The 12,611-nt window shown below is 30.2% G+C and carries 10 protein-coding genes and 1 pseudogene; 5 read left to right on the top strand and 6 right to left on the bottom strand.

Going from position 1 to position 12,611, the window contains the following annotated elements:
- Positions 1–103 precede the first annotated feature (103 nt).
- Entirely contained in the window at positions 104–295 is a 192-nt protein-coding gene (locus ACJDU8_RS17025) for an asparagine synthase (RefSeq protein ID WP_406793350.1), read from the top strand.
- A 78-nt stretch (positions 296–373) separates the two neighbouring features.
- Here ACJDU8_RS17025 and ACJDU8_RS17020 read toward each other — a convergent pair whose 3' ends face one another.
- Positions 374–646 carry a hypothetical protein gene (locus ACJDU8_RS17020; protein WP_406793349.1) on the bottom strand — a complete coding sequence of 91 codons (273 nt, stop codon included), beginning with the start codon at positions 644–646 and terminating at the stop codon, positions 374–376.
- A 689-nt stretch (positions 647–1,335) separates the two neighbouring features.
- Here ACJDU8_RS17020 and ACJDU8_RS17015 point away from each other — a divergent pair.
- Positions 1,336–4,308, top strand: a complete 2,973-nt coding sequence (locus tag ACJDU8_RS17015; protein WP_406793348.1) for a cation-translocating P-type ATPase — start codon at positions 1,336–1,338, stop codon at positions 4,306–4,308.
- 557 nt (positions 4,309–4,865) lie between these two features.
- A complete protein-coding gene (locus ACJDU8_RS17010; protein WP_406793347.1) occupies positions 4,866–6,656 on the top strand; it encodes a GGDEF domain-containing protein in 1,791 nt (596 codons plus the stop codon).
- Positions 6,657–6,975: 319 nt separating this feature from the next.
- On the opposite strand, the gene ACJDU8_RS17005 is transcribed toward ACJDU8_RS17010, so the two are convergent.
- From ACJDU8_RS17005 to ACJDU8_RS16990, 4 genes are all read right to left on the bottom strand, one after another.
- The gene (locus tag ACJDU8_RS17005) at positions 6,976–7,233 is read right to left on the bottom strand and encodes a hypothetical protein (protein WP_406793346.1); all 258 of its coding nucleotides are present in this window, start codon (positions 7,231–7,233) and stop codon (positions 6,976–6,978) included.
- A gap of 255 nt (positions 7,234–7,488) precedes the next feature.
- Positions 7,489–9,597, bottom strand: coding sequence for a methyl-accepting chemotaxis protein (locus tag ACJDU8_RS17000; protein WP_406793345.1), 2,109 nt, complete (start codon positions 9,595–9,597; stop codon positions 7,489–7,491).
- A 473-nt stretch (positions 9,598–10,070) separates the two neighbouring features.
- Positions 10,071–10,862, bottom strand: coding sequence for an acyltransferase family protein (locus tag ACJDU8_RS16995; RefSeq protein ID WP_406793353.1), 792 nt, complete (start codon positions 10,860–10,862; stop codon positions 10,071–10,073).
- 22 nt (positions 10,863–10,884) lie between these two features.
- A complete protein-coding gene (locus ACJDU8_RS16990) occupies positions 10,885–11,187 on the bottom strand; it encodes an acyltransferase family protein (RefSeq protein WP_406793344.1) in 303 nt (100 codons plus the stop codon).
- Between the two features lie 283 nt (positions 11,188–11,470).
- Between ACJDU8_RS16990 and ACJDU8_RS16985 the strand changes: the two genes are divergently transcribed.
- Positions 11,471–12,055: an accessory gene regulator ArgB-like protein gene (locus ACJDU8_RS16985; protein WP_406793343.1), complete on the top strand. Its 585-nt coding sequence runs from the start codon at positions 11,471–11,473 to the stop codon at positions 12,053–12,055.
- The gene (locus ACJDU8_RS16980; protein WP_406793342.1) at positions 12,045–12,179 is read left to right on the top strand and encodes an AgrD family cyclic lactone autoinducer peptide; all 135 of its coding nucleotides are present in this window, start codon (positions 12,045–12,047) and stop codon (positions 12,177–12,179) included. Before ACJDU8_RS16985 ends, ACJDU8_RS16980 begins: the two co-directional genes overlap by 11 nt.
- 190 nt (positions 12,180–12,369) lie before the next feature.
- Here ACJDU8_RS16980 and ACJDU8_RS16975 read toward each other — a convergent pair.
- Positions 12,370–12,591: pseudogene (locus ACJDU8_RS16975) on the bottom strand (transposase); the annotation flags it as partial.
- Between the last annotated feature and the right edge of the window lie 20 nt (positions 12,592–12,611).

The following is a 12,611-nucleotide window of genomic DNA, read 5'->3' as shown; positions in this document are numbered from 1 at the left end:
AAATATATGAATTATCCTAAACATTTTACAGGCATAGATTAATATAATAAATGGCATTATATATAGTATAGTATTTAGAATAGTTAGTAGGGAGGAATTTAATATGAAAGTTCGTAGAGGAGCAATACCAACTTTTCTGGGAACGGCAGTTACAGCCACTGGAGCTGCTTTAACAGCTATGGAAATAGCACCATTAGTTGCTGCTGGAGCAATTGGCTTTGGTTTAGCACATATAGTTCTTGGAGGAATGGAAATGAGTAGGACTAAAAATAATAGAAAAAAAACAATGCAATAAATATAATATTGATTTTTTTGATAATATCTACTAAATAGAAAAGCCTTTGACTATTCCCAGAGGCTTTTTGTAATTAAATCATGCAATTGAAACTGACTTTTCAATGCTGTTTATAAGTGTAATAAGTACTTTAATTAACCCATTTCTCAAGTTACTCTTTACATTAATCAAAAATCCTTCTATTTGCCTATAAATCAATTTCCCATGTCTCTCTATTTGATTTTCTAGATTATTATTACCTAATATTTTTTCACCAGAAATTATTTTTTTTAATTCTTCTTCTATTAATAAAATGCAAGATCCTTCAAATTCACTTACATAATATTTAAAATGAGTACATGAATTTATCATAATTATCTCCTTTTATTTTAATCATTTCACATCAAGTGATTCTTAGGTTCAGGTGGAGTTTGCTTATGAGGACTGCTTTTCTCCAGCTGAATCTTAGAAGAACTTATCCAGGCACGTAGCAATGCTTATCCCCCACTTTGATAGAAAAGCAGAGAACCAAAATTTTTAATTTTGTGTGAATCGCTTTCACAGAGTGCGATGGGGGTGTTAGCAGTGGTAGTGATCGGATAAAAATAAATAATCCAATTTACTAAAGGAACTATAATCATACAGGTCTTATTTTATGCTAATGAAGTAAAGGCAGTGTAACATCCATGTTAAATAAATTTTAAATATATTAAGGAATAGTTGGCAGAATTTTAGGGAACACTACTTGGATTATTGCTATAACAATACAATGCTTTATCAAGTGATTCTTAGGTTCATGTGAAGTTTGCTTATGAGAAATACTTTTCTCCATCTGAACCTTATTAACAGTATTCTTAGTGTCTTTAGCACTTAGAATAGGTTATCCTTTAGGGGAAGAACTTATCCAGGCGCGTAGCAGTGCTTATCCCCCACTTTGATAGAGAAGCAGAGAACCAAAATTTTTAATTTTGTGTGAATCGCTTTCACAGAGTGCGATGGGGGTGTTAGCAATGGTAGCGTTCGGATAAACTTCAAAGAAAGGTGATGCAGGAGTGTTTTATATGACTAACAATAGAGCAAATATTAAAAAATCGAATAACCAAATTTTATATAAAAGGATAAGAATACCCATTAAATCCGTATACAGAAATGAAAACATGTCAAGAAACATAACTAATTTCATTATGTCTATTAAAGGAGTAGCTGAGGCAAAAGCTAATCCCATAACAGGCAAAGTACTTATAATATTTGATGAAAACATAGTATCGGAAAGCTATATAGAAAAACAAATTACCATTTATATAAGAAAGTCAAATATAAAGCACAATGCCAATGTAATTCAAATTAACAGAATTGATGGAGAAATGTCAGAGTCTATTGCCTTTGAAGATATCAGAGCCCCCCTTCCTGGTAAAAATTCATCAACTGACAATTCAACAATGTGGCATGCTGTAGATAAAAATCAGATAGAAAATATTCTTAAAACCAATTTTCAATCCGGTTTAACCAATAAAGTCGCAAAGGAAAAGATTAAGGAACTAGGACTAAATGTTTTATCAGAGAAAAAGAAAAGTTCTCTGATATCTAAGTTTATAAAAAGTTTAAATGACTTCTCAGCAAAGTTACTTTTGGGGGTTAGTGCCATTTCGTTTTTTTTAGGTCAAATACCTGATGCTATAGCTATACTTGGTATAGTACTTATAGAGACCCTAATTGGAACAGCCCAGCAATATAAAGCAGAAAAATCTTTATATTCTTTAAAAGACATGCTTGTACATAAAGCTAAAGTGCTTAGAAATGGTGAAGAAACTTATATAAATGCTAAACATTTAGTACCTGGAGATATTGTCTTACTGGAATCAGGAGACAAAATTCCTGCCGACGCCAGAATAATTGAATGTAATGACTTAAAAACTATAGAAGCTTCCCTAACTGGCGAATCCACCTCTGTAGTTAAGTCCATAGACATCTGTAATAAATATATGGAGCTGGGTAACAGACACAATATGCTATTCATGGGTACTGATGTAATATGCGGAAGAGGGAAAGCAGTTGTTGTAGCTACAGGAATGAATACTGAAATTGGTAAAATTCAAGCAATGCTCCAAAACATAAGATCCGAGGCTACTCCCCTTCAATTAAAAATACAAAATTTCACTGCAAAATTGACTAAAATATGTTTAATTTCCTGCGCTGTTATAGGTTTTGGATCTTTACTTGCAGGTAGAAGTTTAGCTCAAGTATTAGCTGCCACAGTAAGCTTCTCTATTGGGGCCTTGCCAGAAAGTCTTCCAGCTATTGTAACTGTTTCAATGGCTCTTGGAGTACAGAGAATGAGCAAGCACAATGCAATTGTAAGAAAGCTAAATTCAATAGAAACTCTAGGCTCTACTAATGTAATTTGCTGCGACAAGACAGGAACACTTACCATGAATGAAATGACAGTAAAGAGAATTTATGCAGATGAATGCTTGTATGACGTAACTGGTTCAGGGTATAATCCAAAAGGAGAAATCAACCTTATTGAAGGTTCACCAACAAAAAAGGCCAGTCTAGAAAAATTGTTGACTGCAGGAGTAGTTTGTAATAATGCTTCTTTAGTAAATAAAGAAAATAAATGGACCATAGAAGGAGATCCAACAGAAGGGTCTCTAATAACTGCTGCACATAAGCTGGACTTGGATGAACATGTAATAAAAGAATCAAATAAACGTCTAAGAGAAATTCCTTTTGACAGCTGCAGGCGGTTTATGACAGTAATGGTAAAAAGTCCAGATGGAAAAATAGCATATTGTAAAGGCTCCTTAGATTGTGTCATAGAAAAGTGTAAAACAATATATGATGACGGAGTTGAAAGACTGTTAACATCAACGGATAAAGAAAAGCTATTATCTGTATGTGATGAAATGTGTGAAAATGCCCTTAGAGTTCTAGCTTTTGCATACAAAAAAGTAGATAATAAGTACTCTGAAGATATTGATAATAATTTTGTTTTTCTGGGGCTGGTAGGAATGGAAGATCCTCCAAGGGAAGGTGTTGAAAAGTGCATACAAAAATGCCATAATGCAGGAATCAGAGTTGTAATGATTACAGGGGATCACAAAAATACTGCAGCTGCTATAGGGAGAGAACTGGGTCTATTAACTGACGGATTGGTTATATCGGGAAATGAACTGGAGGGCATGACTGACGAAGAACTAGATTCTAAAATACAAAAAATACAAATTTTTGCTAGAACATCACCAGAACAAAAACATAGAATTGTAAAGGCTTTTAAGCGATTTGGATATATAGTTGCCATGGCCGGTGACGGAGTAAATGATGCACCAGCCATAAAAGAAGCCAATGTAGGTATAGCTATGGGGAGCAATGGAAGTGACGTGGCAAAAGATGTTGCATCTATAACCCTTGTGGATGATGATTTTTGCACTATAGTAAAAGCTATTGAAGAAGGAAGAACTGTAAATAATAATATAAAAAATTCAATGAAATATTTATTGGCAGGCAGCATAGGTGAAGTAATAGCCATTGCATTAGCTTCCACTATAGGAGGAATTTTGCCTCTTATATCCCTACAAATATTATGGATAAATGTAATTTCAGAAAGTATTCTAGGTTCTACACTGGCAACAGAACCTTCAAGTGAAGAAGTCATGGATAATCCACCTGTAAAAAGCTATGAACCATTAATTGATAGAAAACTAGGATCACAAATTGTTAGAAGGGGTATTGGGATAGGTTTAACCACCTTTGCAATATTTGAAGGCTCCATGCTTTTAGGTGCAGGATTAAATAAGGCAAGAACTTTAGCTTTTTCCAGTCTAGTATGTTCCCAGCTTGCTAATGTTTATGACTGCAGAAGAAACAAATCAATGCTGCCTAATAGGTATACTAGCATTGCGGCTGCCTCTTCCATAGCTATGCTGCTAGGTACTATATACCTGCCATTTTTAAACCCATACTTTGGAACCCAAGCCCTTACTCTAATAGATTGGGGGGCTGTAGCTGGAGTAACTATGCTTAGCAGGATATAATTAATAAATTAAAATTTAATTCTTTTAAAAATTTGTATACGGATAATTCATTTGATATGATTGTTTTCTAAAACATTTATGTATAGTTTCTTGCTGTTTTTGTTGTTGCAAATTCAACTATAGCATGGTTCTATCATAAATGTTTTTTATTTCATCGAATTGTAAAACTATTCAATCACTTTTCCACTATTATAGATTAAAATTAAATAAAATAACAAAACTAACAGATCTAGTATACCTATAATGATTTTTCCCAAACATACTAGAACCCTATTATTTTTTCTATGTTCTACTGGATATAGTTATTCCCGCTACAGCCCCAGTCAAATAACATTAATGCCTGAATTCCAAATTAACATTGATTTAACAATTATATTATCATTAGTTTACCTTTGTGCTATAAAATGGAACAAGTTGGTAATATACTTATATTTAGCAAATTAAATCCTTTGCATTCCTACATGAATAATATCTATGCTAAATTTACATACTTACCCTATATATTCGTACTTCTTACAACAATAATTTATTTAGACCATGTATGAGGAGATTATAATATGATAACTTCACTAGTTAAAATTTCAAATTATAACGAGGTGAAAGAATTGAAAAATATAATTAAAAACAAAGATATTTCTACAGTCTATCAGCCTATCGTTTCGCTTTCAAATGGTAAAATTATAGGTTACGAAGCTTTGAGTAGAGGACCCGCGGATTCTCCATTACAAAACCCTGACAAGTTATTTAAAGCTGCTCAAGTTCATAATAAAACCTGGGAATTGGAGCAATTATGTAGAACAAAAGCTATTGAAAGGGCTGTTAATATTGAAAAGAATACGTATCTCTTTATAAATGTAGATCCTCATATCTTTAAAGATGAAAAATTCAAGAAAGGATTTACAAAGGAATTTCTTGCTCAGCACAATACGTCACCTGACTGTATAATATTCGAAATCACCGAAAAGACTTGTATAGAGGATTATAAAAGCTTTAAGCAAGCCCTCAAGAATTATGTAGATCAAGGATATAAAATTGCAATTGACGATATCGGTTCTGGTTATTCAGGTCTTAAGATGCTTAATGAAACAAAACCTCATTTTATAAAAATTGATATGGATTTAATTAGAAACATCAATGAGGATTCCTTTAAACAATCTCTAATAGAATGTTTTGTTAAGCTTTCGGAAACAACCAATATGAAACTTATTGCTGAAGGTATAGAAACCAAAGAAGAGCTGAAAACATTAATAAGTCTAGGTGTATTTGCCGGACAAGGCTTCCTTATAGGGCGTCCAGCAGCAACATTTTTAGATATATCAAACTCCGTCAAGAATTTGATCATAAGGTGTAATAAATTAAAAAACAACATTTCCTATAATTATCATTACAATAATATAGGTGAAATTGCCAGACAAGATAAAACTTTTATTGCTGCAACACATTGTAAAGAGATTAAAGAATATTTTGATGTTAATGATATTGCAGGAGCCTGTATCGTAAATAGTAACTACATACCAGTAGGACTTATTATGAAACACTCTCTGGATTCTGCTCTTGCTACACAATATGGTGTAGCTATCTTTACAAAGCGTCCTGTTGCATTAGTGATGGACAATAATCCTTTAATAGTAGATTACTATACACCAGTTAACGAAGTTTCCAAAATGGCTATGACTAGAAAAACAGAAAATATATATGATTATGTTATCACAACTAATAATAACAAGTACTATGGTATTGTTTCTATAAGATCCTTGCTTAATTACACTACTATGCTGGAGTGTAACTACGCAAAACAACTTAATCCACTTACTGAACTTCCAGGTAACACAGTTATACAAAATAACATAAGGAATATGCTTGAAACTAACCGCACATGCTGTATTCTTTATTTTGATTTAGATAACTTTAAAATTTACAATGATACTTATGGTTTTGAAAATGGTGACAGAGTTCTTAAATATACAGCTCAATTAATCCATTCTGAAATAAAGTCATATTTTCCTTATAACGGATTTATTGGACATGTAGGAGGAGATGATTTCGTTAGTATAATAGAAAATTCAATTGAAGAATGTGAAAAATTATGCAAAGAAATAATAAAAAAATTTGACATAGGTATTTTAAATTTTTTTAATGAGAAGGATAGAAATAACAATTATGTTGAAGCAACAGATAGACTTGGAAATAAAAATATATTCCCAATTACATCTCTTTCAATTGCAGGTGTGTATGGTAATTTAAATAACTTCTCAACTCCAAAGGAGGTTGGATTATATATAGCAGCAATAAAAAAAGAGGCTAAATTCGTTAAGGGAAGCTGCTATTTGGTAAGAATGATTAATTAGCATGAATCTTATCTTAGCTAAACAGAAATTTAAAATTTGCCATATGGAGTTTTCACATGATAGCGTCAATGCAGATTTGAAGTTTCATAATTGGTGGTTTTTATATTTACAAGCATATATTATAAGTATTATCTTTTTTATCTCCTCAAGACAACTACACTATAGCACCATTGAACCATAAATAGTATAGTTGAATAGTGCTATAGTCATTTTATTTCTTTAAATTTCAACACACTTCTTCATTTTAATTAATAAGTCAAAATCCAAAATAGCAATCTGCATTTCTTTAAATAATACGAACTTTACCAATAAATTAAAATTACATAAGTTTAATAATCTTGCTTATATACTTTTTATCATTACTAACTCTTATTAAACTTTCAATAAAGTATTTACTTTTACTCTTAGGCAACTGCCTCCTTTCAAGAAGTTTAATCATTACCATACAAGTATCATATTTTTCTACGTGTGTATGTCCTTCCGAAAATTCCTTGTGTATGTTGTGTAATATATACCCTTTCCTAGATTTATAAATTTTGAAGTTGAAATTATGATATATTTGTACACTCACAAACATTCACCTCAGCTTAATATTATGAGATAAATGTTATGTGAATATTAGAATAATTTTAATTAAATTTTAAAGATGATCTGTACAGTATTGTAATATTGGATCCTTCAAACAAAAACTGCTGACATAATATATCTGTCAACAGTCTGTTATATTAATATTACTTAACTTAAAATTAGATATGATTAGCCCACCAATAACTATATTTAACAAATTAGCATTGTTCTACTATTATTAACATACTCATTTCATACTAAATTTTTATACCTTAAACGTAGAGACCATTTCTAGTAGCCTTTCTACACTAACTTTTGATTGGGTTGCCTGCCTTATTACAGTGCCGCTTAACTCAGCTATATTTGTTGTTCCTTGAGCTATATTTGTTGTTCCATGTGCACCTTCATTAGCTGCCGCAGCTACTTCTTCTATAGATTTTACAATATTATAGATGGATGCAAGTAGTTCTTCTGAAGTTTCACTAAACTCATTAACTAATTCCTGAACAACGAAGGCATCTTTGCTGTATCGTTCACCTGTATTTACTAGCTTGTCATAATCAGGAACAACTTGATTTTCAATAAACTCAAGCACATCTTTTGAACTTTCCTTAAGACTATCCACTGCTTCCATTACAGTTTTTGCTACATCCTGAATCTCAATAACTGTATTTTGGGATAGCTCCGCAAGTTTTCTGATCTCGTCTGCCACAACAGCAAATCCTCTTCCTGACTCCCCTGCTCTTGCTGCTTCAATAGATGCATTTAGTGCCAACAAATTAGTTTGTGAAGTAACTTCTAATATTCCTTCTGTTAAAGAACCTATTTGCTCTACAGCATTTGATTTGTCTAATGCCAATTTTAGCTTTTTATTTATAGATGTACTTATATTATAAGCCTTTTGCTGAGATTGGACCGCTGCAGATTTTAGCTTATCTGCTCGTATATTAATTTTTTTTGCAGCTTCTGACCCATTTTCAGCTTTTAATGCAATGCGTTCAACCGCCTTTTTAATATCAATTGCTGCAACATTCATTTCTTCAGAGAACGATGCTGTTTCTTCCATTCCAGCTGACAACTCTTCAGTAGTAGCAGATATATCTCCAATTTTTAAATTCAAACCATTAATATTTGTTTCAACATTATTTATTGAATCTGATACAATAAAAGAGTTTTCTCTTACCTTTTCTATTATACTTCTAATGGATTCCTGCATCCTCCACATTGAACTAATCATTTCCCCAATTTCATCCTCAGATTTAAAATACTTTACATCAATTTCTTTACTAAGGTCTCCCTGTGCTAACAAATCCAACTGCGTTTCAGCATATTTAAGCCCTTTAGTCATATAGTTAACTATAAATACTATTGCAATAATCACAACAGTTAATACAATAATTGCAAGTAATATAATTTGTTTTAACTGGATATAAAAATCTTTAAGAACATTTTCTACTGGAATATCACTGCAAGCTATCCACCTCATATCAGCTCCATCAATATTTACCGGATATGCTGATCTCAAAACCTTTTTACCTGTTGAAAGTGATTTTCCAAACATTTCAACTTGTTTACCCTTAGATGTCTCATTGATAATGTTAGCCCAATCTTGACTGCTCTTTTTTGCATTAGTCATAATCAATTTGTCATTAGCTCCATTCGCAATATATGTGCCATTTTGGGATAGCAATTGTACGAAACCACCCATAGGTCTTATTTCTTCAACAATTTTCTGAAAGGTTTCAAGCTTATAATCTATAGATATGACTCCCATAAAATTTTTGCTTTCATCTAGGATAGGTACGACTAATGATACCATAGCAACATCTTTACCATTTACTTTATATACAGTGGGTTCTGTTACAAATGTATGTTTAGTCTTTTTGGGCTCATTATACCAAGTCATGTTTGTCTGTGAATTATATGCTGGTTCTATATGAAAAGAATCATTACTTCTTGTTACATAAGGTATAAACAATCCATTGTCACCATATTCTTCTTGTCCAGCATAAAGAGAATCCTTGCCATCAAAAGCATTAGGTTCAAAAGCTGCTGTTATTCCATAGATGTCAGGATACATATTCAATTCGTCTTTTTCCATCTCAATAATATTATTCCTATCTCTAAGTCCAGCCCTCATTTGATTATTTATTGCATCATTCAGTGTATTAGCTATTGTCTCAATAACTCCAAGACGTCCTTCAATTTCAGCTGCATATGCTCTTGACGCTTCTCCTGCAAGAGTCTCTGCTTGAGATATACTACTGTTATATAGCCTTATTAGCACTATAGAAAAAGTTCCTGTAAATGTTACTATCAATAACATTCCAATTATCATACTAATTTTTGCCTTTAAACTTAATTTTCTTAACATAACCATTATACCCCCTTAATTTTTAATTACTTTTATACATTACAAAATATCAAGCTATTACATTTGCACTTTTTTAATATATAACTGTAGTAAAAAATTGAGATTTCACAATCCGAGCATTTTATGTATTATACCTGTTGATCTTTTATTTCTATTTAAGATTATGTTAAAAAATATATGTATTGTCGAATTTTATCGCAGACTCTTTGCACTCTAATCCCATTCCCAAATATATCTTTTCATAGCTTCAATACCACTTATAATAATTTTTGATTTCTTTTTATAAAAGAACAAAAGTCTAAAAAATAAAAAAAGAAGGAATCCAACTTTTCCTTCTTTTTTTTATCCCAACACTGCCATATGTATGTGCTGTTATCATTTTTAAATCTGCCTATATTTATTTAAAACTTCCCCTCATATAATATCATATACTACATAATACACTTATTCACGCCAATACTTGGACAATATTTTTATATTTCTTGTAGCTCACGTTCCAATGAGGTATATCTTTCTATCTTAATTCCAGTTATAAAACCAGTATATGGAATATAGTTAATTAATTTAATTAAAAGAGGAGCTAGGAAAGATACCAATAACCAAAGAATTAAATGCGATATCATAAAATCATTTATATGAAAATTTAAAATTAAAATATTATAAGTATAATTCATTACTATAATTTGGCACATATACGCTGTGTAAGAATACTTACTAATAAAATTAAATACATTGTAGATTTTAATTTTACCAGATAAAGTAACAGAAATAATATATAAAAATAGAATTGTAAAAACGCAATATGATAATGATATTAATACTTTTAAATTATTATCTATGTCTGTATTATTGATAATATCAATGGATAATAAATATTCATATGTAAATAATGATAAAAATATAGTTAGTATTAAAACTTTTAATTTTAATACTAAGTATCTAAATTTTTCATAATTTGAAGCTATATATATTCCAATTATAAAATAACCACCCCAAATTAGAGGAGTAATATTTATAAGCCTTTTTTGTAGTCTTGTAGGAGTATCAAATATAAAATTTATAACAGTAGTTGTGATTAAATAGTTATATTTTAAAATTTTATAAAAGGACAACATAAATACAATAAAAATTAATACCCTTAAAAATGGATTTTGTTTACGTATTTTTTTAGCTAACCAAAGTATTATAGGAAAGTATATAAATAGCCTTAATATCATCCCCATATACCACAAATGATATTCTGAATCTCCAGTTAGTATTTGCATAAATATGTAGTTAAAATTATCTTTATAACCCATATATTATTGACCAAATTACATATGGTACATATACATATATTAATCTTTTACTATAGTATTTTTTTAAATCAAACTTCCTTGAATATACATAAAAAAGTGATATTCCACTAATACATAGAAAAATTGGAACAGCTGATTGGGCAATAGTATAAAAAAATTTGATTACACAGTAATAACTAAAATTATTTTTAGCAGTTGTGCCAAAAGCTCCCCCTAAAGTATGCTGTTCTATTACAAAAATAAAAGCAATGGCTCTTAAAATATCTATTTCTTTTAACCTTTCTTTTAACATTTTTTATCCCCCTAGTATAAATCTTATCAATCTAGAAAATTTGTATGTATAGCTTTATAACTATACATAAGATGATTGTTTCACTTAAGATTATACACAGAAGGATTTAACATTCAATACAAAAGCATGAAATATCTTATTCAAAGCATGAAAAATACACTAATAAACATTAACAACTTTTCATGCTAAAAAAACACTGTTTTATGCTTTTTGTATTTACACTTTTTATAAAATTTAGTAGAATGAATTATGTGAAATTTATGTGAAACGGTAGGAATTTGACATGATATCTAAATTATCAGCTTTATTAACTCAATATATATGTAAAAAAAATACATATGATTTAAGTTTAGATAATATAGAAAAAATAAACTATGCAATTATTATTATTTTAGGCGAAACTTTCAAATTATTTTTTTTATTTTTTCTTTTTGCTTCACTTGGAACAATAAACTATTTTACATTTTCTTTATTAATTTTATTGTCTATACGTATTTTTGCCGGAGGATTTCACGCTGAAAATTCTATAAAATGTATACTGTTTTCTACATTATTCTTTCTTTGCACCTGCATTTTTATATTTTGGATTCCAAACTTGTCTAGAATGAATTATTATATAATTTCAGCAGCTAGCATTATTTTAAATATAATATACTCACCTCTACCAAGTAAAAATAGGCCTATCATAAGTATAAAAAGAAAGCGGCATTTAAAATTTATTTCCGTAATATCCACCATAATCTGGATTTACGTTCTGTTTTTTTTTATTGAAGACAGAACTATGTTTAAATGCGGGATTTTTACTATATTTTTGCAATCAATTCAACTATTAATTTTTAGGAAAGGAAGAGATTCTAATGAAAAATAAAAAAACGAACTTTATAATTTCTCTATGTACACTAATGCTATTAAGTTTTGCTAACATTATTACCTATTCAGGTTCCCTTTTTCTTCATGGTGAACCAAAGCCACCTAAAAGTCTACTTAAATAGATTTACTTACCATACTACTTTAATACTAAATTTTTTGAAAAGATTTAGTAAAACTTGAAGATGAGAAACGTTGGAAAAGCTTATTGCAGCATTACTATTGATAATTTCAATGATATTACAGAGGATGATTTAGATGAATTAGATAAATGGATTAAAAATATGTGATAATATGATTGAGATATTCATGAAAAATTAAAATAAGTGGATAGGTTCTCCTAGCTACTGGAAGTCTTTTCAGTCTATCCATACATGCTATTAGTATGTCTTTAACTTCCCTGTTTTTAAGGTCATCGCATACAGAGAGCCAATATTTTGCACCTTCAGCCTCACCAATCCATATACCAAGTATATCTTTACGGCCTTTTACATTAAGTGACATGCATATATAGGCAGCTTCATTGAGAATTCTATCTGCAACTATGTGTTTCCTAT

This window comes from Candidatus Clostridium eludens (assembly GCF_045310515.1).
GTDB lineage: Bacteria > Bacillota > Clostridia > Clostridiales > Clostridiaceae > Clostridium_B > Clostridium_B eludens.
This window is presented reverse-complemented; position numbering and strand designations above follow the sequence as displayed.